Annotated in this window: 13 protein-coding genes and 6 pseudogenes; 9 read left to right on the top strand and 10 right to left on the bottom strand. The window is 48.2% G+C overall.

The genetic code is table 11. The features are described 5' to 3' along the window. Positions 1-5: 5 nt before the first annotated feature. Positions 6-566, top strand: a complete 561-nt coding sequence (sodC, locus tag IUJ45_RS10700) for a superoxide dismutase family protein (protein ID WP_002220801.1) — start codon at positions 6-8, stop codon at positions 564-566. Positions 567-924: 358 nt separating this feature from the next. Here sodC and IUJ45_RS10695 read toward each other — a convergent pair. The 3 pseudogenes from IUJ45_RS10695 to IUJ45_RS10685 form a co-directional block, all read right to left on the bottom strand. Further along, positions 925-1931 (bottom strand): annotated as a pseudogene (locus IUJ45_RS10695) (IS5 family transposase). A gap of 223 nt (positions 1932-2154) precedes the next feature. Then, positions 2155-4384: pseudogene (locus IUJ45_RS10690) on the bottom strand (type I secretion system permease/ATPase). A 685-nt stretch (positions 4385-5069) separates the two neighbouring features. After that, positions 5070-5723, bottom strand: a pseudogene (locus tag IUJ45_RS10685) (IS1595 family transposase). 336 nt (positions 5724-6059) lie between these two features. On the opposite strand from IUJ45_RS10685, the gene IUJ45_RS10680 reads away from it, so the two are divergent. The 5 genes and pseudogenes from IUJ45_RS10680 (at position 6060) to IUJ45_RS10670 (ending at position 10676) form a co-directional block, all read left to right on the top strand. After that, complete coding sequence (locus IUJ45_RS10680; RefSeq protein WP_002246249.1) at positions 6060-6494, top strand: hypothetical protein; 435 nt, start codon at positions 6060-6062, stop codon at positions 6492-6494. 55 nt (positions 6495-6549) lie between these two features. Continuing rightward, a pseudogene (locus tag IUJ45_RS11270) lies at positions 6550-6675 on the top strand (FrpA/C); the annotation flags it as partial. Between the two features lie 94 nt (positions 6676-6769). Continuing rightward, complete coding sequence (locus IUJ45_RS10675) at positions 6770-7489, top strand: hypothetical protein (RefSeq protein WP_002220794.1); 720 nt, start codon at positions 6770-6772, stop codon at positions 7487-7489. Between the two features lie 217 nt (positions 7490-7706). After that, positions 7707-8069, top strand: a pseudogene (locus tag IUJ45_RS11265) (calcium-binding protein); the annotation flags it as partial. Further along, positions 8058-10676: pseudogene (locus tag IUJ45_RS10670) on the top strand (calcium-binding protein). The pseudogenes IUJ45_RS11265 and IUJ45_RS10670, both read left to right, overlap by 12 nt. 341 nt (positions 10677-11017) lie before the next feature. Here the strand turns inward: IUJ45_RS10670 and pepN are convergent. From pepN to dusB, 7 genes are all read right to left on the bottom strand, one after another. Next, the gene (pepN, locus tag IUJ45_RS10665) at positions 11018-13621 is read right to left on the bottom strand and encodes an aminopeptidase N (protein ID WP_002246251.1); all 2604 of its coding nucleotides are present in this window, start codon (positions 13619-13621) and stop codon (positions 11018-11020) included. Between the two features lie 135 nt (positions 13622-13756). Next, on the bottom strand, positions 13757-14551 hold the full coding sequence (locus tag IUJ45_RS10660) for a 3'-5' exonuclease (RefSeq protein ID WP_002246252.1): 795 nt from the start codon (positions 14549-14551) through the stop codon (positions 13757-13759). A gap of 115 nt (positions 14552-14666) precedes the next feature. Beyond that, entirely contained in the window at positions 14667-14801 is a 135-nt protein-coding gene (locus IUJ45_RS11025; RefSeq protein WP_002230645.1) for a hypothetical protein, read from the bottom strand. A 498-nt stretch (positions 14802-15299) separates the two neighbouring features. After that, positions 15300-16169 carry a lipid A biosynthesis lauroyl acyltransferase gene (locus IUJ45_RS10655; protein ID WP_002246253.1) on the bottom strand — a complete coding sequence of 290 codons (870 nt, stop codon included), beginning with the start codon at positions 16167-16169 and terminating at the stop codon, positions 15300-15302. Positions 16170-16219: 50 nt separating this feature from the next. Further along, positions 16220-16756, bottom strand: a complete 537-nt coding sequence (gene ruvC, locus IUJ45_RS10650; protein WP_002245102.1) for a crossover junction endodeoxyribonuclease RuvC — start codon at positions 16754-16756, stop codon at positions 16220-16222. Positions 16757-16758: 2 nt separating this feature from the next. Next, on the bottom strand, positions 16759-16998 hold the full coding sequence (locus IUJ45_RS10645; RefSeq protein ID WP_002213092.1) for a Fis family transcriptional regulator: 240 nt from the start codon (positions 16996-16998) through the stop codon (positions 16759-16761). Positions 16999-17027: 29 nt separating this feature from the next. Then, complete coding sequence (gene dusB / locus IUJ45_RS10640; RefSeq protein WP_002246985.1) at positions 17028-18038, bottom strand: tRNA dihydrouridine synthase DusB; 1011 nt, start codon at positions 18036-18038, stop codon at positions 17028-17030. A 365-nt stretch (positions 18039-18403) separates the two neighbouring features. Between dusB and IUJ45_RS10635 the strand changes: the two genes are divergently transcribed. The 3 genes from IUJ45_RS10635 (at position 18404) to IUJ45_RS10620 (ending at position 22387) form a co-directional block, all read left to right on the top strand. Beyond that, positions 18404-19777 (top strand): DEAD/DEAH box helicase, encoded by a 1374-nt coding sequence (locus tag IUJ45_RS10635; protein WP_002216952.1) that lies wholly within the window; start codon positions 18404-18406, stop codon positions 19775-19777. Between the two features lie 574 nt (positions 19778-20351). After that, complete coding sequence (gene fic, locus IUJ45_RS10630; protein ID WP_002245104.1) at positions 20352-21479, top strand: protein adenylyltransferase Fic; 1128 nt, start codon at positions 20352-20354, stop codon at positions 21477-21479. Positions 21480-21508: 29 nt separating this feature from the next. Next, the gene (locus IUJ45_RS10620) at positions 21509-22387 is read left to right on the top strand and encodes a DUF723 domain-containing protein (RefSeq protein WP_002246257.1); all 879 of its coding nucleotides are present in this window, start codon (positions 21509-21511) and stop codon (positions 22385-22387) included. Positions 22388-22390: the final 3 nt, after the last annotated feature.

Below are 22390 nucleotides of genomic sequence, written 5' to 3'. Positions count from 1 at the left end.
TTGCAATGAATATGAAAACCTTATTAGCACTAGCGGTTAGTGCAGTATGTTCAGTTAGTGTTGCGCAAGCACACGAGCATAATACGATACCTAAAGGTGCTTCTATTGAAGTGAAAGTGCAACAACTTGATCCAGTAAACGGTAACAAAGATGTGGGTACAGTGACTATTACTGAATCTAACTATGGTCTTGTGTTTACCCCTGATTTACAAGGATTAAGCGAAGGCTTACATGGTTTCCACATCCATGAAAACCCAAGCTGTGAGCCAAAAGAAAAAGAAGGTAAATTGACAGCTGGTTTAGGCGCAGGCGGTCACTGGGATCCTAAAGGTGCAAAACAACATGGTTACCCATGGCAAGATGATGCACACTTAGGTGATTTACCTGCATTAACTGTATTGCATGATGGCACAGCAACAAATCCTGTTTTAGCACCACGTCTTAAACATTTAGATGATGTTCGCGGTCACTCTATTATGATCCACACGGGTGGTGATAATCACTCCGATCATCCAGCTCCACTTGGCGGTGGCGGCCCACGTATGGCATGTGGCGTGATTAAATAATTCGATTGTTCGAAACGAAAAGTGCGGTAAATTTTGACCGCACTTTTTTGCTAGATATTTAGCATTTAATTCACGACTTCAGCAGTATAGTGAATTAAATTTAAACCAGTACAGCGTTGCCTCGCCTTAGCTCAAAGAGAACGATTCTCTAAGGTGCTGAAGCACCAAGTGAATCGATTCCGTACTATTTGAGACCTTTGCAAAATTCCCTTCCCTCCCGACAGCCGAAACCCAAACACAGGTTTTCAGCTGTTTTCAGCTGTTTTCGGCTGTTTTCGCCCCAAATACCGCCTAATTCTACCCAAATCCCCCCTTAATCCTCTCCGGATACCCGATAATCAGGCATCCGGGCCGCCTTTTAGGCGGCAGCGGGCGCACTTAGCCTGTTGGCCGCTTTCAACAGGTTCAAACACATCGCTTTCAGGTGGCTTTGCGCACTCACTTTAATCAGTCCGAAATAGGCTGCCCGAGCGTAGCGGAATTTACGGTGCAGCGTACCGAAGCTCTGTTCAACCACATAACGGGTCTTCGACAAATATCGGTTGCGTTTGGTTTGCACTTCCGACAGCGGGCGGTTGCGGCAGGCTTTGCGCATAATGCCGTCCAACAACTGATGTTCTTCCAGATGTTGCCGGTTTTCCGCACTGTCGTAGCCTTTGTCGGCATAGACGGTCGTACCTTCGGGTAACCCTTCCAACAACGGCGACAGGTGTTTGCACTCATGGGCATTGGCGGGAGTAATGTGCAGTTTCTCGATATAGCCTTCTGCATCGGTACGGGTATGTTGTTTGTAACCGAGTTTGTAGAGGCCGTTTTTCTTTATCCAACGGGCATCTTTGTCTTTGCTCGGTGTGGTTTGGCTGCTGACTTGTCCTTCTTCGTCAACTTCTATGGCCTGGCGCTGTTTGCTGCCGGCGGTCTGAATAATGGTGGCGTCAACGACGGCGGCGGATGCTTTCTCTACTTTTAGGCCTTTTTCGGTCAGTTGGCAGTTAATCAGTTTGAGCAATTCGGACAGGGTGTCGTCTTGCGCCGCCGGTTGCGGTAGCGGCATAAGGTGCTGTAATCGGGGATGCTCAGTTCGTCAAAACGGCAAAACAGGTTGAAATCGATGCGGGTGATGAGGCTGTGTTCGAGTTCGGGATCGGAGAGGCTGTGCCATTGTCCGAGCAGGACGGCTTTGAACATGGACAACAGCGGGTAGGCGGGACGGCCGCGGTGGTCTCGGAGGTAACGGGTTCTTTGACGATTCAGGTACTGCTCGATCGGCTGCCAATCAATCACCTGGTCCAACTTCAATAGTGGGAACCGGTCGATGTGTTTGGCAATCATGGCTTGGGCGGTTTGCCGGAAGAAGGTGCTCATGGAAAATCCCCTAAATGTCTTGGTGGGAATTTAGGGGATTTTGGGGAATTTTGCAAAGGTCTCTAGATGAGTGAAAAAGAAGTGCAGGCTGCCTAAAAAGACAGAAAAAGTCTTTCCGGCAGCCTGCACTTTGGTTTCATTTCAGTCAGTAAACCCAGTAAACGACGGTCTGAAAACGCAGAACGTTACGAAAAAAGCAGCCTACACGCCCATCCCCCGCCTTCTACCCGTTCTGTAAATCATACAGATAGCGGTAATATCCGTTCGGCTTCGCCAGCAATTCCTGCTGTGTTCCCGCTTCCACAATCCTGCCTTTATCCATGGCAATGATCCGGTGTGCCGTTTTAACAGTGGACAGACGGTGGGCGATAATCAGCACCGTCCGGTTGGCGCAAATGGCCTGCATGTTCTGCATAATCGCTCGTTCACTTTCATAATCCAGCGCGCTGGTGGCTTCATCAAAAATCAGAATGCGCGGATTGGTGATTAACGCGCGGGCAATCGCAATACGCTGCCGCTGTCCGCCCGACAAGCCGGCCCCTTGTTCGCCCACCACGGTGCCGTAGCCTTCCGGCAGCTCCATAATAAACTCGTGTGCGCCCGCCAGTTTGGCTGCTTCGATAATGCGTTCCAGCGGCATACCCGTATCCGTCAGCGCGATATTGTCGCGTATGCTGCGGTTGAGCAGCACATTCTCCTGCAAGACCACGCCGACCTGCCGCCGCAGCCAAGCAGGAGCGGCCAAAGCCAAATCGTTGCCGTCCACCAACACCCGTCCCTGCGCCGGTACATACAGACGCTGCACCAATTTGGTGAGTGTGGATTTGCCCGACCCCGAACGTCCCACAATCCCCAGCACTTCCCCCGCCCGAATCCGCAGGTTCAAATCCTGCAAAATCAGCCTGCCGTCCGCCTTATAGCGGAAATCGACATGTTCGAACGTAATCTCCCCCCCGGATATCGGGCAAAGCCAAATGCGAAGACGCATTCTCGGTCGGCGCATTCAGAATATCCCCCAAACGCGCCACCGAAATCCCCACCTGCTGGAAATCCTGCCACAACTGCGCCAAACGGATAACAGGCGCCGCCACCTGTCCCGAGAGCATATTAAACGCAATCAGCTGCCCCACCGTCAGCTTGCTCTCAATTACCAGCCGTGCGCCAATCCACAACGTCGCCACCGTCACCAGCTTCTGAATCAGCTGCACCCCCTGCTGGCCGACCACCGCCAACTTCGTTACCCGAAATCCCGAAGCCACATAAGCCGCCAACTGATTGTCCCAACGCTGCGTCATCTGCGGCTCCACCGCCATCGCCTTTACCGTACCCACCGCAGTGATGCTTTCTACTAAAAACGACTGGTTGTCTGCATTGCGCGCGAACTTATCGTTCAGACGCGTCCGCAGTATCGGACTGATAAATGCCGACCAAAACGCATAGGCAGGCAACGAAGCCAATACCACCCAAGTCAGAGTGGAGCTGTAATACCACATCACCGCCAGAAAGATAAACGAAAACGCCAAATCCAACACCGAAGTCAGCGCCTGACCGGTCAAGAAATTGCGAATCTGCTCCAATTCCCGCACCCGAGCCACCGTATCACCCACTCGTCTGTGCTCGAAATAGGATAAAGGCAGGGAAAGCAGATGCCGGAACAAACGCGCGCCCAATTCCACATCAATACGTGAAGTCGTATGTGCAAACAGATACGTCCGCAAACCGCCCAACACAATCTCAAACAGCGACACCACCAACAAAGCCACCGACACCACATCCAAAGTAGAGAATCCCCGATGTACCAGCACCTTGTCCATCACCACTTGGAAAAACAGAGGCGTAATCAGCGCAAACAGCTGCAACACCACCGACACCACCAATACTTCAAAAAACAACCGGCGGTATTTGATTACCGCCGGAATAAACCAGGTAAAGTCAAACTTTGCCAAACTGCCCAATACCGAAGCGCGGGAAGCAACCAATATCAGTTTGCCCGAATATCTGTTAGAAAATTCGGCAAAAGACAATACCGCAGACTTATTCGTAGTTAAATCCTGTATTAGATATTGGGCATGCTCACCCCCACCGTCTGTTTTAGCCAAAATAAAATGGTTGCCGTCATCACACCATACCAATGCGGGTAAAGTCGCCATAGCCAAACGTTTAATAGGCTGGCGGACTACCTTTGCCTTCAATCCCAAAGATTTGGCGGCTAACAGCCATTGCGTTTCATTTAAATCGCTCTGTGCGGAAGTACAAAATTCATGCTGTATATCGGCAGGATTGGCGGCAATGCCGTGGTAATGGGCGAGGATGATGAGGGCGGAAAGGGCGGGGAGCGGTGCGGATACGATAGACATAAATAAAATATAGTTAGATTGGATGTGGATAACGGCTGGCTGGAAAAGGAATATATTAAGTAGAAAGAAATATATAAATAAAACAGCAGAACGCATTGTAAGGATATATATGGGAATTGTAAAGAGAAAGTATGGAAAAGTTCTCGTTTCAGGAAGGTAAAACGGCTTAGGAATCGAGTTAGATGAGGATGCCTCGCACCTCTCGTGCCTCCTGCATACCGTTAAGGAACAGGGTTAAGGTGCAGGCTGCTCCGAACTCTGTTGCGGTCGGATAATGTTATTTTTTGTGTTTCAGGCAGCCTGAAATATCTGTATATTTTTGTTTTAAATAGATTTTAAAGATTGATAACTGTTCTTGACGATTTTTCAAGAAAGGAGTAAAGTGACTTATTATCAATGACAAGCAACGCGCGAAGTGACAAGGAAAACTATCTACTTAAATTCTAAGGAGGCTTCGAATATCATAAACCAATCAGAAACATAGAGATAAAAATTATGTACAAATATAATCCTCTTATACAATTTATTGCACAGTTGATTATGTCTTATGGAGCAAGCGTAGGGTGGGCACTTGCTGCCCACGCGTTTCATATTTCAAGGCAGCCTGAAACTGTGTGGGCATAATGCCTACCCTACATCCCAAAAAAACAAGCGCAGCCTGCGTGTGTAGGGTGCGAACTTTCGGCAGGCAGACACGCGGTTTTATAGTTTCAAGCTGAGTTGGGATGCTTAAGATAAAGTACAAAACCTTAAAAAATAAGGGGGCTGTACTAGATTAGCCCTAAATTCCACACCAATCCCGCAAAATTTTTAGCTGTCGGGACGGTGTGCCGAAGTTAAATCGAAATTCGCATTCTTTCAAGAACAGCGGGAAAGATTTGCGATCAATTCCGTTCTATTTGCGCAAGACGCGTTTTGCCTGATTCCAAAAGTTCTCAATGCCGTTTATGTGGTTCTGACGGTCAGCAAATTCCTTGGAATGGTTGATGCGGTAATGGATAAAACCGCTTACGTCCAACTTGTCGTAACTGCTCAGGCTGTCGGTATAAACAATGCTGTCCGGCATGATTTTCTGTTTGATAACAGGCATTAAAGTATCGGACTTGGCATTATCTACGACAACGGTATAGACCCGTCCGTTACGTTTCAGAATGCCGAAGACAACCACTTTTCCTGCCGCACCGCGACCACGTTTGCCTTTACGCCGTCCGCCGAAATAGCTTTCGTCCAACTCGACAGAGCCCTCGAAAACCTCATTGGCAGCCAAGGCCAGATAATGGCTGATGACCATACGGATTTTGCGGTAGAACAGGACTGCCGAATTGGGATGGATACCCAAAATATCGGCAGCAGAACGGGCGGTAACTTCGAGTACAAAAAAACGGAGCAGCTCTTTCTGTACTTTTTTCTTTAATTTGCAGTGTGTTATCTTCATATTTCGGGGGTAACATATCTGCTAATCTAGTACAGCCTCAAACAAAAAAGAGAAATTTTAATTTCGCTAAATCGCATAAAGATTAATCAAGAGTATCATTAAATGATATGAGTGAGCATCTATAATGCCAAGAAGAGTTGTTAAGACATAACGATTATTGAAATAGATTGTAAAATAGATACTTAGATAGTCTGAAAAACGGATTTGTGAAACTTTTTATTACGCGCCATCATTTGAAAATGAAACTTAAAAAACACTTATCATAATAAATATTTTCTTTACGTTGTTTGCTAATAAACTCAGTGCAATATCAGCGCAATATTTTATGGAAATTTTATGGATAACAAAAAAGAATTTATTAATAATTTAACAAATAGGTATATGTGGATCTATTCATTGGTCTTAAATATTCTATTTCTACCTTTTTACCAGTCCTACCAATCTTTTTTTATTGCGCTTGGTTGTTTGTTTGCACTGGTTAGAAAAATGCAAAGCTTAGATTTTAAATTACAAAATCATATTGTATTGTTAAATATAAAAAGTGCTTGGGCAGATAAAAAAGTATTTTTGATTAGGATAGTAGTGTCATGGTTGGCAGTAATGGAAATATGGATGTGTTTTATTTCGGAATCATCAACGTGGGTATGCGGTGCTTTTTGTTTAAATAGTGAAATATTGGAAAAAATTTTTCGTGGCTTTGGTTATTCTGGTAGTTTATATTTTTTATTTATATTGATGATTGATCTCAATAAGTTAAGAGAGAGTATTTGAATTTCATTTTTTGTTTGACTTAAACTCAAGGAGAGTAACAATGATTGGTAGTGGTGATACTAAACAATGCAAAAAATTTTCTGCGTGTGATGGAAAATACCACGTCTACGATCCCCTCGCCCTAGACTTGGACGGCGACGGCATAGAAACAGTCACCGCCAAAGGCTTTTCAGGCAGCCTGAAGACTGAGAGAGTGAATACGATGAGTATACACTCTATGCCACTAAATTGATATTCACTAAATCATACCAGCTATATTTTATTTAATGAGACATATGAAAAATAAAAATTATTTACTAGTATTTATAGTTTTACATATAGCCTTGATAGTAATTAATATAGTGTTTGGTTATTTTGTTTTTCTATTTGATTTTTTTGCGTTTTTGTTTTTTGCAAACGTCTTTCTTGCTGTAAATTTATTATTTTTAGAAAAAAACATAAAAAACAAATTATTGTTTTTATTGCCGATTTCTATTATTATATGGATGGTAATTCATATTAGTATGATAAATATAAAATTTTATAAATTTGAGCATCAAATAAAGGAACAAAATATATCCTCGATTACTGGGGTGATAAAACCACATGATAGTTATAATTATGTTTATGACTCAAATGGATATGCTAAATTAAAAGATAATCATAGATATGGTAGGGTAATTAGAGAAACACCTTATATTGATGTAGTTGCATCTGATGTTAAAAATAAATCCATAAGATTAAGCTTGGTTTGTGGTATTCATTCATATGCTCCATGTGCCAATTTTATAAAATTTGCAAAAAAACCTGTTAAAATTTATTTTTATAATCAACCTCAAGGAGATTTTATAGATAATGTAATATTTGAAATTAATGATGGAAACAAAAGTTTGTACTTGTTAGATAAGTATAAAACATTTTTTCTTATTGAAAACAGTGTTTGTATCGTATTAATTATTTTATATTTAAAATTTAATTTGCTTTTATATAGGACTTACTTCAATGAGTTGGAATAGTTTTGGTAATTTTATGAGCGCACGCTCATCCGCGTTAGCAGAATTTGGAAATATGGTTGCTAATTTAGTTTCTGCAAAAAATGAGAAAGATATCTCGAAACGTAATGAATATTACAAACAAGCTGGTTATAGTGCATTATTAGCATTTGGTAATTTGGCTAGTAATATTGCACCAGGTAGTACGTCATCGCATATTGTAAACGGAACAAATGCCTCTGTGATTGCAAGCCGTCTCTCTGGAAATATATCTTCAGCTATTCAGGAGCATAAAGATGGTAAAGTTAATATCAACCGTTTTCAAAATATTTTAGCGGATTTATATTCATTGGGAGGGTTAGGAAGTACATTAATAGAGAAGAATGGAAATATGCAGAGTTGGGGGATTCCATTAGCAATTGCTGGAGATATAATTGCAGCAACGGCTATTGCCACAGGAGATACTGGTACGATATCTACAGAGGAATTTTATAATTTTGACAACTGGAAAGGTTTTGGGTATGAGCTATTTGAAGACTGGTCTCGTTGGGTATACGACTGGCTGCCCGACGGCTGGAATCTGTGGAAAGAATTGGACAGAAACCGTTGTTGGATTCTTACCGAAAGAGATGGAAGGCGACAATTTAAATGGTTAGGTAAGCCAGATCCTACGCGCGGCTGGTTTGATAACGGACACGAATGCTTGAAACCTTGGGGTAACATATTCGATTCTTATCGCCGTGGCAAATATCATGTCTACGACCCCCTTGCCCTGGATTTGGACGGTGACGGTATAGAAACCGTTGCCACCAAAGGCTTTTCAGGTGCATTGTTCGACCACCGCAACCAAGGCATCCGCACCGCCACCGGTTGGGTTTCTGCCGATGACGGTTTACTCGTCCGCGATTTGAACGGCAACGGCATCATCGACAACGGTGCGGAACTCTTCGGCGACAATACCAAACTGGCAGACGGTTCTTTTGCCAAACACGGCTACGCGGCTTTGGCCGAATTGGATTCAAACGGCGACAACATCATCAACGCGGCAGACGCCGCATTCTAAACCCTGCGTGTATGGCAGGATCTCAACCAGGACGGCATTTCCCAAGCTAATGAATTGCGTACCCTTGAAGAATTGGGTATCCAATCTTTGGATCTCACCTATAAAGATGTAAATAAAAATCTCGGTAACGGTAACACTTTGGCTCAGCAAGGCAGCTATACCAAAACAAACGGTACAACCGCAAAAATGGGGGATTTACTTTTAGCAGCCGACAATCTGCACAGCCGCTTCAAAGACAAAGTGGAACTCACTGCCGAACAGGCAAAAGCCGCCAATCTTGCGGGCATTGGTCGTCTGCGCGATTTGCGCGAAGCTGCCGCATTGTCCGGTGATTTGGCCAATATGCTGAAAGCTTATTCTGCCGCCGAAACTAAAGAAGCACAGTTGGCATTGTTAGATAATTTGATTCACAAATGGGCGGAAACCGATTCGAACTGGGGCAAAAAATCGCCAATGCGACTTTCAACCGATTGGACGCAAACGGCTAATGAAGGTATTGCACTGACACCATCCCAAGTAGCACAACTAAAAAAGAACGCTTTAGTTTCCCTTTCTGATAAAGCTAAAGCAGCTATTGACGCCGCCCGCGACCGCATTGCCGTGCTTGATGCCTACACGGGGCAGGATTCCAGCACGCTTTATTACATGAGCGAAGAAGACGCGCTTAATATCGTCAAAGTAACCAACGATACATACGACCATCTCGCCAAAAACATCTACCAAAACCTGTTGTTCCAAACCCGTTTGCAGCCATATTTGAATCAAATCAGTTTCAAAATGGAAAATGATACGTTCACTTTGGATTTTAGTGGTCTTGTTCAAGCATTTAACCATGTCAAAGAAACTAATCCGCAAAAAGCTTTTGTGGATTTGGCCGAGATGCTTGCATATGGCGAACTTCGTTCTTGGTATGAAGGTCGAAGACTAATGGCCGATTATGTGGAGGAGGCAAAAAAAGCAGGTAAATTTGAAGATTACCAGAAAGTGTTGGGTCAGGAGACCGTTGCATTATTAGCTAAAACATCGGGTACGCAAGCAGATGATATCCTGCAAAATGTAGGCTTTGGTCATAATAAAAATGTTTCTTTATATGGTAATGACGGTAACGACACTCTAATCGGCGGTGCCGGTAATGATTACTTGGAGGGCGGCAGCGGTTCGGATACTTATGTCTTCGGCAAAGGCTTCGGTCAGGATACGGTCTATAATTACGACTACGCTACCGGACGCAAAGACATCATCCGCTTTACCGACGGTATTACAGCCGATATGCTGACTTTTACCCGAGAGGGCAACCATCTTCTTATCAAGGCAAAAGACGACAGTGGACAAGTGACTGTTCAGTCCTATTTCCAGAACGATGGCTCAGGTGCTTACCGTATCGATGAGATTCATTTCGATAACGGCAAAGTACTGGATGTTGCCACTGTCAAAGAACTGGTACAGCAATCCACCGACGGTTCGGACAGATTGTATGCCTACCAATCCGGAAATACCTTAAATGGCGGATTGGGCGATGACTATCTGTACGGTGCCGACGGGGATGACCTGCTGAATGGTGATGCAGGCAACGACAGTATCTACAGTGGCAATGGCAATGATACGCTCAATGGAGGAGAAGGCAACGACGCCCTGTACGGCTATAATGGTAACGATGCACTGAATGGTGGCGAAGGCAATGATCATTTGAACGGCGAAGACGGTAACGACACTCTGATCGGCGGTGCCGGTAATGATTACTTGGAGGGCGGCAGCGGTTCGGATACTTATGTCTTCGGCAAAGGCTTCGGTCAGGATACGGTCTATAATTACCATGTGGATAAAAACTCTGACACTATGCACTTTAAAGGATTTAAAGCAGCAGATGTTCATTTTATCCGTTCCGGAAGTGATTTGGTGCTTAGCGCTTCTGAACAAGACAACGTACGTATTTCCGGATTTTTCTATGGTGAAAACCATCGTGTAGATACATTTGTCTTTGATGATGCAGCTATCAGTAATCCAGATTTTGCCAAGTATATTAATGCTGGCAATAATTTGGTACAGTCTATGTCTGTGTTCGGTTCTAATACTGCTGCGACAGGAGGAAATGTGGATGCCAATATACAATCCGTACAGCAGCCGTTATTGGTAACGCCATCTGCATAAGGAGCCTAATTACATTCATGGCTTAAACTGAAAAACAGCAATCAAGTTTATTTTGATTGCTGTTTTTCTTAATATTGGGATAAGGGTCGTATTTTAATTAACCTTAATCGGTGCACTTCTAGCAATATAGTGGATTCACAAAAACCAGTACAGCGTTGCCTCGCCTTACCGTACTATCTGTACTGTCTGCGGCTTTGTCGCCTTGTCCTGATTTTTGTTAATCCACTATAATTAATATGACTTTGCGGCCGTTTTGCCATTGCGTAATAAAACGATGGGGAAGTGATGATAAAACGTGTGTGTAACTATATCAGACGGCATTGTTTTTCTGTTTGACGGCCTCAATCCAAAATTTTGCCGACGATTTCGCCCACGTCTTTCGACAATCCTTCCTGCGCCCGAATGCGCTGCAATGCTTGTTTCACCAAGTTTTTGCGGTGCGGCTCGAGCTTGTTGCAGAGGTTGAACGCCTGCACCAGGCGGGCGGCGACCTGCGGGTTAAAGCGGTCGATTTCGATGACTTTGTCGGCGATGAAGCGGTAGCCGCTGCCGTCTTCTGCGTGGAAATGCGGGACGTTGCGGCTGAAGCTGCCGATGAGCGAGCGGGCTTTGTTGGGATTTTCGAGGCTGAACTTCGGATGCTGCAAGGCGGTTTGAACCTGTTGCAGGGTGTCGCTGCGGCGGCTTGAGCCGACGAGGGCGAAATATTTGTCCATCACCAGCGCGTCGTCTGAAAACTTGTCGGCAAACTGCGCCAGCAGGCGGTTGCGCGTATCGCTTTCGTTGCCGTTGACGGCGGACAGGATGCCCCATTCGTGGGTCATGTTTTGCGCCATTTCGGCGTATTTCTCGGCAACGGTTTCGATGTGCGCGGGATCGGCGCGCAGGACGAAGGCGCGGCAGACATTGCGCAGCGTGCGCCAACCGGCGGCTTCGGGGCTGTACTCGTAGCTTTGGTTTTCCTGCTTCGCCGCCTGACGGTTCAATTCGTGCCATTTCGGCAGAAAGCGGACGGCAAGTATATCCAACAAGGCTTCGCGCGCCTGATGGTAGCGCAGCGGGTCGATGTTTTCCGCGCCGTCCCACAGCTCGGCTTCAGACGGCACACCCAAAAGCAGGGCTTTGAAAGCGTTGTCTAAGAGGTCGTCTGAAATGACTTTTTCGACGGCGGCAAGCAGTTTTTCGTGTTTCGGCAACTCGACGCCGTCTGAAAGCGCGGCAAGGTTGGCGGCGACGGCACGGCGGTAGAGCGTTTGTGCGGCTTCCCAGCGCGTGAAGGCGTCGCTGTCATGGGCGAGCAGAAGCAGCAGGTCGTCGTCGCTGTACGGATAGTTCAGATGCACCGGCGCGCTGAACCCGCGCAGCAGCGAGGGAACGACGGCTTCGGTTACGCTTTCGAACTGGAAGGTCTGTTCGGCTTCGGTCAGCAGCAACACGGCTTCGGTCGCGCGTTTGCCCTGATAATCAAATGCCACCGCTTCGCCGTTGCAGTTCAGCAGCCCGATTTTGACGGGAATCATCATCGGCTGTTTGTCCGCCATATCGGGCGTGGGCGGCACGGTTTGTTTGATGGTTAACTCGAACACATTGTTTTTCAGACGCCCTTGAGCATCTAAAACCGGCGTACCTGCTTGGCTGTACCACAAGGCGAATTGGTCGAGGTTGATGCCGTTCGCGTCCACCATCGCCGCGCGGAAATCGTCGCAGGTAACAGCCTGTCCGTCGTGGCGTTGGAAATAGAGCTTCATACCTTTTTGGAAGCCCTCTTCGCCGAGCAAGGTGTGATACATCCGCACCACTTCCGCGCCTTTTTCATAAACGGTCATGGTGTAGAAATTGTTCATCTCCTCATATCGGGCGGGGCGCACCGGATGTGCGGTCGGACCTGCGTCTTCGGGGAACTGGTGCTGGCGCAGCAGGCGGATGTTTTCGATACGGCGCACGGCGCGGCTGGCGCGGTCGCCGGAAAATTCTTGGTCGCGGAACACGGTCAACCCTTCCTTCAGCGAAAGCTGGAACCAGTCGCGGCAGGTCACGCGGTTGCCCGTCCAGTTGTGGAAATATTCGTGTCCGACCACGGATTCGATGCCTTCAAAATCGGTATCGGTGGCGGTACGGCTGTCGGCAAGGACGAACTTGGTGTTAAAGATGTTCAAACCCTTGTTTTCCATCGCACCCATATTGAAATCGCCCACGGCGACGACCATGAAAATATCCAAGTCGTATTCCAAACCGAAGCGCGTTTCGTCCCACTTCATTGCGTTTTTCAGCGATTCCACGGCAAAGCCGACCTTGGGCTTGTCCGCTTCGGTGGTGTAAAACTCGATTTTGACGTTTCTGCCGCTCATGGTGGTGAAATAGTCTTCCGTGACCGCCAAATCGCCCGCGACCAAAGCAAACAGATAACTCGGTTTGGCAAACGGGTCTTCCCATTTCACCCAATGGCGGCCGTCTGAATACTCGCCGCCGTCGATTTTGTTGCCGTTGGAGAGCAAAACGGGATAGCGTTTTTTGTCCGCGACGATGGTGGTCGTGAACTTGGACATGACATCCGGACGGTCGATATAGAACGTGATTTTGCGGAAGCCCTCCGGCTCGCACTGGGTAAACAGGTTACCGGCGGACGCATACAGCCCCATCAGCGATTTGTTTTCCGCCGGCAGGATTTCGGTTTCCACTTCGACGGTGAAGCGTTCGGACGGCACGTCCGCAATCGTCAGCGTCTCGCCTTCCAACACATAATCCGCCGCCACGCCGTTGATTTTGACGGACAAGAGTTTCGCCGAACCGTCCAACACCAGCGGCTCTCCCACCCTCTTCGGCTCGACCGTCAAACGCGACTTCACAATGGTTTGCGGTTCGTTAATATCAAAATGTAAATCGGTTTTGAGAATATGGTAGGCGGGCGTTTGATAGTCTTTGAGATAATGCACGGTTTTGCTCATTTTTTTCTTTCAATGTTATTTTGTTTGACTGGAAAAGGCTTCAGACGGCATGGGCAAACCCTGCACCGATATGCCGTATGAAACCGAAACATCAGTGCGGACGCACCGTCAAACAACCGGTTTTAATTTCAATCTTTATTTCCACGCTTGGACAAATTCTGCCCAATGCGGTTTGTCTTCTGTTTGGGCGGAGAGATAGTTTCTGATCCGCTTGATTTCCATTTCGTATTCGTCTGCGTCGAATCTGCCGCTGACCAGACAGAAACGCAGATACATCAGATAGGTATTTACCGCATCAGTTTCGCAATAATTGCGGATTTCCTTCAGCCTGCCCGCGTGGAACGCCTCCCACACCTTGCTGCCGTCCATACCCAGCTTGCCCGGAAAACCGCACAGTTTCGCCATATCGTCCAACGGCACATTCGCCCTCGGCTGGTAAAGCGCGAGCAAATCCATCAAATCGCAATGACGTTGGTGGTAGCGGCTGATGTAGTTGTTCCACTTGAAATCGCGGCTGTCGCCGAAATCGCCGTCGCCCATATCCCAATAGCGCGCGGCGTTGATGCCGTGTAGCAGCGAACGGTAATGCAGAACCGGCAGGTCGAAACCGCCGCCGTTCCAACTGACCAGTTGCGGCGTATGTTTTTCAATCAACTCGAAAAATTTGGCGATAACCACTTCCTCGCCGTCATCCATCTCGCCGATTGTACCGACATGGACTTTATCCTGCCCCCAACGCATGCAGCACGAAATCGCCACAATCTGATGAAGATGATGCTGCATAAAATCCCCACCCGTCTGAGCACGGCGTTTTTGCTGGGCAAACAGCACCACTTCATCGTCGGGCAGCGAGGACGGCAAGTCATACAGCGTACGGATACACTGCACATCGGGTACGGTTTCAATATCGAAAGCCAAAATCGTGGTCATGACAGCACCTTGTATTTAAAACAGACTTGCGCCTATTGTGTCATTAAAAGGCGGATAAAAAAAGAGGCAACCCCCCACAGGATTGCCCCAATACCTCAAATCAGAGATTTACGCTTCACAAACAATACAGGCTTTCGCCTGCGGCTTTGCCCGCATAGCTCAACTCTACGCCGGCAAACTTTTGTTTCACCGTTTCCGATGAAACCCCGACCAATCGCAAGATTGACCGGAAAATCCTTTCAGACGGCATTTCCTGCCTGTCGTGTAATTCCATGTAGCGAAATGTACGCCATTTTCTACGCTTTGCCAAGCATTTTTTACAATATAAATGTCAAAACATTAATTTTATAAAATTGCTGAAAATATTAAATATATGAATTTTTATTTTAAATATTTTAATAAATATAAATTTAATTTTGATTTATATTTAAATTTAAGCATAAAATGTCAAATATTAAAGGAAATATGAAAAGCATATATTAAATATTTATTTATAACGCTATGTTTTTAAAGAAAATTAATTTTAATATATTAACTAGATTGTCTGCAGATATTCATGGGTTTGCGGTATTTCTTCCAAAACCTGCTTCGAATTTTCCGACCAAGTCTTAAAAATATTGTTTTTGAGATACTTAAATAGCAGCGATTATCAAATGAAATCTGTTCATATAATCTACCATTTCGCATTTAAAAAAACAATCAGGAGTTTCGACTCGAAACGCCTGATATGTTTTGTAATTTTACGTAGTCAGTAAAAATCGGGGCTGCCTTCCGGACGGGTTTTGAAACGCTTGTGCAGCCAAAAATACTGCTCGGGATGTTCGCGCACGCGTTCCTCGATAAAACGGTTCATGCGCTGCGCGTCGGCCTGCGCATCTTCACTCGGAAAGGATTCCCAAGCAGGGTAGAAATGCAATGTAACCGTATTGTCCGCCTCGCGGACAGGGATGGCGGGTATCACTTTTGCATTTGCAAGCGCGGCAATGCGGCTCAAGCCGGTAATCGTTGCCGTCCGAATACCGAAGAAATCGACAAAAACCGAATCGTTGCGTCCGAAATCCTGATCGGGCAGATACAGAAACGGCGCGCTGCTTTTGCGGAACTGTTTGACGAGGGCGCGCAGCCCTTCGGTGCGCCCGATAAGGAAAACGTTGTGATAGCGGTTGCGGCCTTTCAAAATCTGTTCGTCCAATATCTTGTTTTTTTGGTGGGAATACATACTGATCAGCGGAACATCCTGATTGAGCGCGTACACCGCCATCTCGAACGCGGTGAAGTGCGGATACAGGATGATGACTTTTTCCCCTGCCGCCAGAGCGTCGTCCAAATAATGTTTGTTGCGGTAGCGCACCAGTGATTTCAAACGCCCGGCGGGCGCGTACCAATATAAACCGTATTCCAACATCAGTTTCGCCATATGTTTGAAATGCTGTTTCAACACGGTTTTACGCTTTTTTCCGTCCCACTCGGGAAAGCATTTTGCCAAATTGATTTCGCCGATACGGCGGCGGGGTTTGACCAAAAGGTAGGCGAGCAAGCCTGTCAGATCAGCAAGTTTGTGCAGCAGCGCAAACGGCAGAAACTGCAAAACATACAGTACAAAAAATATAAATTTCATCTCGATACACATTTTCTTTTCAGGTGGCAAAATACAAATGCCGTCTGAAACTATTGAAACCTGCCGCGCTTGACCTGCATCCCCGAAGGATTGAGTTTGGCGGCAAGCCCGTGGTTACGTAAGGCGTGGGTCAGCGCCACCGCCAAACCGTCGGCGGCATCCGGCTGGGGCGTTCCCGAAAGTCCCAACATCTGCACCACCATATGCTGCACCTGTTCTTTTGCCGCCTTACCCTTGCCGACTACCGCCTGTTTGACCTGCAAGGCCGTGTATTCCGAAACGGGCAGCTTATGGCTGACCAATGCCGCCAATGCCGCGCCCCTAGCCTGACCGAGCATCAGCGTCGATGCAGGGTTGACGTTGACGAACACCTGTTCCACTGCCGCCTGTTGAGGCTTGTAAACAGTAACGACTTCGCCGATATGCCGCACAATCACGGCAATCCTGTCTGCCAGAGGCGCATCGGCAGGCGTTTTGATGCAACCGGAGGCGACGTAAAAATGATCGCGCCCCCTGACATCGATGACACCGAAACCCGTTACGCGGCTGCCCGGGTCGATGCCTAAGATACGGACGGTTGCCGACATATTCACAACAAACCGTGTTGAATCAGCTTCTTACGCAGGGTATTGCGGTTCAGCCCCAACATGACGGAGGCTTTGGACTGATTACCGCCGCATTGCTCCATCACGCACACCAGCAGCGGCTTTTCCACCTGATGCAATACCATATCGTACACGCCGCAAGGTTCGGTACCGTTCAGGTCTTTGAAATATTGTTCTAAATTTTGTCTGATGCATTGAGAAATATCGGGAAGGGTATGGGGCATGATTGCACTTTCAAAGGATAATCAAGTGTTCAGAAGGCATTTGGGCGGTAGGCGCACGCCCAACTGTCGGTTTTTTCGGCAAGTCTTTCAAGATAACCTGCAAACATGTCGTATTGCGCCGCCGCACTGTCCAAGCGGTTGATTTCACGACGTGTCTGTTCGCCGTCGGGCATTTCGTCGATGTACCAGCCTATGTGTTTGCGTGCGATGCGCACACCGGCGGTGTCGCCGTAAAACGCGTGCATGGCTCGGATGTGGTTCAAAATAGTGGCGGTACATTCTGCCAAACTCAAGGCAGGCGGTAAAACACCGTGTTCGGCGTAATGTTTCAAATCGCGGAAGAACCACGGTCTGCCTTGCGCGCCGCGCCCTATCATAATGCCGTCTGCGGCGGTTTGTTTGAGGACGGCTTGGGCTTTTTGCGGCGAGGTAATGTCGCCGTTGACCCAGACCGGGATGTTCAGACGGCATTTGGTTTCGGCAATCAGGTCGTAAGCCGCTTCGCCTTTGTACATTTGCGTGCGCGTGCGTCCGTGGACGGCAAGGGCGGCAATGCCGCAATCTTCGGCGATTTTGGCGATGACGGGCAGGTTTTGATGGTCGTCGTGCCAACCCAAACGGGTTTTGAGGGTAACGGGTACGCCCGCCGCTTTGACCACCGCCTCCAAAATGGCGGCAACCAGCGGCTCGTTCTGCATCAGCGCGCTACCGGCTTGGACATTGCAGACTTTTTTAGCGGGACAGCCCATGTTGATGTCGATAAGCTGCGCCCCAAGGCTGACGTTGTAACGCGCGGCATCCGCCATCTGCTGCGGATCGCTTCCGGCAATCTGCACGGCAACAATGCCGCCTTCATCGGCAAAATCGCTGCGGTGCAAGGTTTTTCTAGTATTTCTGAGCGTCGGGTCGCTGGTCAGCATTTCGCACACCGCCCAACCTGCGCCAAAATCTCGGCAAAGTCGGCGGAACGGTTTGTCGGTAATGCCCGCCATCGGCGCAAGTGCGATGGGGTTGTCGATAAAATAGCCGCCGATGTGCATAATGGATCCGCGTTTCAAAAAAGTACGCCATTGTACATTTTTTAAGCAGGATTTCCAATCTCCGGACGCGCCCGCGATTGGGTCGGACACCGTTTTATGGCATAATCCGCACACAGATTCCCTGCCCCGCCACTCACAGGCGGGCAGTTTATAGTGGATTAACAAAAACCAGTACGGCGTTGCCTCGCCTTAGCTCAAAGAGAACGATTCTCTAAGGTGCTGAAGCACCAAGTGAATCGGTTTCGTGCTATTTGTACTGTCTGCGGCTCGCCGCCTTGTCCTGATTTTTGTTAATCCACTATATTTCCCCGTCCTATCGGTTTCCCGTTTCAGACGACATAAGGTCTGAAAGAAAGACTACAATTATGAGTAATCCATTTTCCTCTTTAGGTTTGGGTACGGAACTCGTTTCCGCACTGACCGCGCAAGGTTACGAAAACCCGACACCCATCCAAGCCGCCGCCATTCCCAAAGCACTCGCCGGTCATGATTTGCTAGCCGCCGCGCAAACCGGCACAGGCAAAACCGCCGCCTTTATGCTGCCCAGTCTGGAACGCCTCAAACGTTACGCCACCGCCAGCACCTCGCCCGCGATGCACCCCGTGCGTATGCTCGTCCTCACCCCCACGCGCGAACTTGCCGACCAAATCGACCAAAACGTGCAGGGCTACATCAAAAACCTGCCGCTGCGCCACACCGTCTTGTTCGGCGGTATGAATATGGACAAACAGACCGCCGACCTGCGTGCCGGCTGCGAAATCGTCGTCGCCACCGTCGGACGGCTGCTCGACCACGTGAAACAGAAAAACATCCATTTGAACAAAGTCGAAATCGTCGTTTTGGACGAAGCCGACCGTATGCTGGATATGGGTTTTATCGACGACATCCGCAAAATCATGCAGATGCTGCCCCGCCAACGCCAAACCCTGCTCTTTTCCGCCACCTTCTCCGCCCCGATACGCAAACTGGCGCAAGACTTCATGAACGCGCCCGAAACCGTCGAAGTCGCCGCGCAAAACACCACCAACGCCAACGTCGAGCAGCACATCATCGCCGTCGATACCATTCAGAAGCGCAACCTGCTCGAACGGCTGATTGTCGATTTGCATATGAACCAGGTCATCGTGTTCTGCAAAACCAAACAAAGCGTCGACCGCGTAACGCGCGAACTGGTGCGCCGCAACCTGTCCGCACAGGCGATACACGGCGACCGTTCCCAACAAAGCCGGCTCGAAACACTCAACGCCTTCAAAGACGGCAACCTGCGCGTCCTCGTCGCCACCGATATCGCCGCGCGGGGGCTGGATATTGCCGAACTGCCCTTCGTCATCAATTACGAAATGCCCGCCCAGCCCGAAGACTACGTCCACCGCATCGGGCGCACGGGGCGCGCGGGCGCGGACGGCGTGGCGATTTCCCTGATGGACGAATCCGAACAGAAAATGTTTGAATCCATTAAAGAGCTGACCGGCAACAAGCTGCTCATCGAGCGCATCGAGGGCTTCGAGCCGCAATGGTGGGAACAGGGCGGCGCAAAACCGGAAAAACCCGAAATGCGCGAACCAAGACAACGCAACCGCTACGAATCCGCCAAAGCGCAACGCGAAAAAAACACCCGGCCGGAAAATGCGGCAAACGATGCGGGCGCGGCTTGCGGAAAAATTGCCGGACGCAGCCGCCGAAGCCGCCGGGAACACCGGACGTGCGCCCTGCTCCAACCGCGTTACGGCGTAAAATAGCCCTGAAAATCAAATGCCGTCTGAACATTTCCCGTTTCAGACGGCATTTTTCAAACTGGACTGACGCATTGGGCGCAACCGCCCGCACCGGATAAATTTCTTCCGCAAACAGTTTCAGACGGCATTTGCCGCCTGTACAATATAGTGGATTAACAAAAATTAGGACAAGGCGGCGAGCCGCAGACAGTACAAATAGTACGGAACCGATTCACTTGGTGCTTCAGCACCTTAGAGAATCGTTCTCTTTGAGCTAAGGCGAGGCAACGCCGTACTGGTTTAAATTTAATCCACTAATAGTGTATATTAAGTACGTCTGATATACACGATACCCTACGAGGGTGTAAGCTTTAGTTCACATTTAAAATGACCTCTTTAAACCTGTCTTTCGGCAGGTTTCTTTTTAGGTTGTTTGGAAATCGTGTGCAGACAAGGTGTAAAATAGGTAACAGCATAAAATAATGCGGTTTTACCGCCCATATATTTACAAAAGCCAAATTTTTAAACATATATCCTTGATATATACACGGCGTAAACATATACTGGAAACATCTTTAAATTTTTTGAAATTTTAAATATGAGCAACTGGAAACCCGATATTCCCTATAACGATTTACCACCCCTGCCGCCAAAACAGGATATTGAAAGCAAAACCATCCTGAAACGTTGTATAGCCGCCCGTGCATCCCTTGCCCGTTTAAAGCAGGCGGCAGAACTGATACCGAATCAAGCCATGCTGATTAACACCCTTCCTGTTATGGAAGCCCGTGCAAGTTCGGAAATTGAAAACATCGTAACCACAACGGATAAGCTGTTTCAATCCCTGCAAATGGATACGGAACGGCAAGACCCTGCCACGAAAGAAGCCCTGCAATACCGCACCGCCCTGTTTGCAGGCTATGAATCACTGACGAGCCGCCCTTTATGCACACAAACCGCCATCATGGTCTGCAACGCCATCAAGCACCCCTACGAAATGGCCATCCGCAAAACAGGCGGCACAGCCCTAAAAGGAGGCAACAGCGGAAATGTTGTCTATACCCCGCCCGAAGGAGAAGAAACCATACGCGGCAAGCTGGCAAATTGGGAGCGGTTTATTCACGAAAGCGGCGATTTAGACCCGCTTATCATCATGGCGGCGGCACATTACCAATTTGAAGCCATCCATCCGTTTACGGACGGCAACGGGCGGACGGGGCGCATATTGAACAGCCTGCTATTGATTGAAAAAGGGCTTTTGGATTTGCCTATTTTGTATTTGAGCCGCTACATCATCGAAAACAGGGCGGACTATTACCGCCTGCTTTTAGGCGTAACCGAACGGCAGGATTGGGAAAGCTGGATAATCTACATCTTAGACGGCGTAGCCGACACCGCCGATTGGACGGTATCGAAAATAGATGCGATACGCCGCCTGTTCGAGCAGACACGTCAACACATACGGACACACGCACAAGGAATCTACACGCACGAACTGGTAAATCTTCTGTTTGAGCAGCCATATACACGCATTGCCAACCTAGAAGCGGCAGGGATAGCCAAACGGCAGACGGCCTCTAAGTACCTGAAAGAGCTTTCAGACATAGGTGTGCTGCAAGAAATCGCCATTGGCAGGGACAAACTATTCATTCATCCGCGCCTAATGGAACTATTGCGGGGAGAGGGCAACAGCTTTACCTCATTCCAATCCCTCGTTAAAGCATAGCCAAAATAATCAATAATCCGGAGGTCAATATGGCAAGAAGGTCAAAAACATTTGAAGAAGCTGCTGCTGAGGTTGAGGAACGTTTCGGTCATCGTGGCATTAAGTTGGTCGAGTTTGAGGGTACAGCCAAGCCGTGTGTAATCAACTGCCCTAAACATGGAAACCAAACCTGTTCGAGGTACTCCAATATGTTCATAGGAAGTAGCTGGGGTTGCCCCTCTTGTGGTAATGAGCAAGCTGCAAAAGCCGGTATAGCGACCCTTAGGAAGAATCACATAGCGTTAGAAATGCTGAAACAGGCTGTAACAGGTATGACCAAGCAAGAGCGCATCACGACGCAAGCCTACAATGAGATGACCAAATCCGTGGCAGGTTCAAACAGCATAATCCTTAACGATGTCCAAGGCGATACGACCATCAACAACCATCATACGCATACGCACAACCACAGCGATGCCGACGGCAAAGCACTGTCGATGAGGCTCACACCCCGTCCTTTGTTGTCAGACCGTCAGGCGGCGGCTTTCGCCCGTACAGGCAAACTCACGGGCAGTTTCGACCTGTTTGCTTCGGTGGTCGCCCCTTCACAATATACGTTTGCCGTTGCCATGCCCGACACGTCCATGTCGCCGGTTATCGAAAAGGGGGATTTGCTGGTGGTCGAGCCGCGTATGCGCCCTGCGGACGAAGACATCGTACTGATTGAACTGTCCGACAAGCGGCTGGTCGTCGCGCACCTTGTTATCGATATTGCGGGCAGGATGCTGATTTATCAGACGGGCAGGCCGTCTGAAGCCCTCGACCTGCCCGAAGGCAGCGTGATTTTAGGTGTGGTGCTGGAGGTCAAAAAACGGTTTATGTCCGCCGCACAGGCAAGAAGGCGTGTTGATTCGGATTACCGCCCCTGATGT

The organism is Neisseria meningitidis (assembly GCF_022869645.1).
Classification (GTDB): domain Bacteria; phylum Pseudomonadota; class Gammaproteobacteria; order Burkholderiales; family Neisseriaceae; genus Neisseria; species Neisseria meningitidis.
The sequence above is the reverse complement of the archived record's forward strand: the minus strand, read 5'-3'. Positions and strand labels throughout refer to the sequence as shown.

What these genes read in the sequence shown, in the direction of transcription:
- sodC (WP_002220801.1), top strand. Translation starts at nt 6, where the DNA reads ATGAATATGAAAACCTTATTAGCACTAGCGGTTAGTGCAGTATGTTCA.
- IUJ45_RS10620 (WP_002246257.1), top strand. Translation starts at nt 21,509, where the DNA reads ATGGCAAGAAGGTCAAAAACATTTGAAGAAGCTGCTGCTGAGGTTGAG.
- fic (WP_002245104.1), top strand. Translation starts at nt 20,352, where the DNA reads ATGAGCAACTGGAAACCCGATATTCCCTATAACGATTTACCACCCCTG.
- IUJ45_RS10635 (WP_002216952.1), top strand. Translation starts at nt 18,404, where the DNA reads ATGAGTAATCCATTTTCCTCTTTAGGTTTGGGTACGGAACTCGTTTCC.
- dusB (WP_002246985.1), bottom strand. Translation starts at nt 18,038, where the DNA reads ATGCACATCGGCGGCTATTTTATCGACAACCCCATCGCACTTGCGCCG.
- pepN (WP_002246251.1), bottom strand. Translation starts at nt 13,621, where the DNA reads ATGAGCAAAACCGTGCATTATCTCAAAGACTATCAAACGCCCGCCTAC.
- IUJ45_RS10660 (WP_002246252.1), bottom strand. Translation starts at nt 14,551, where the DNA reads ATGACCACGATTTTGGCTTTCGATATTGAAACCGTACCCGATGTGCAG.
- IUJ45_RS10675 (WP_002220794.1), top strand. Translation starts at nt 6,770, where the DNA reads ATGAAAAATAAAAATTATTTACTAGTATTTATAGTTTTACATATAGCC.
- IUJ45_RS10645 (WP_002213092.1), bottom strand. Translation starts at nt 16,998, where the DNA reads ATGCCCCATACCCTTCCCGATATTTCTCAATGCATCAGACAAAATTTA.
- IUJ45_RS10680 (WP_002246249.1), top strand. Translation starts at nt 6,060, where the DNA reads ATGGATAACAAAAAAGAATTTATTAATAATTTAACAAATAGGTATATG.
- IUJ45_RS10655 (WP_002246253.1), bottom strand. Translation starts at nt 16,169, where the DNA reads ATGAAATTTATATTTTTTGTACTGTATGTTTTGCAGTTTCTGCCGTTT.
- IUJ45_RS11025 (WP_002230645.1), bottom strand. Translation starts at nt 14,801, where the DNA reads ATGCCGTCTGAAAGGATTTTCCGGTCAATCTTGCGATTGGTCGGGGTT.
- ruvC (WP_002245102.1), bottom strand. Translation starts at nt 16,756, where the DNA reads ATGTCGGCAACCGTCCGTATCTTAGGCATCGACCCGGGCAGCCGCGTA.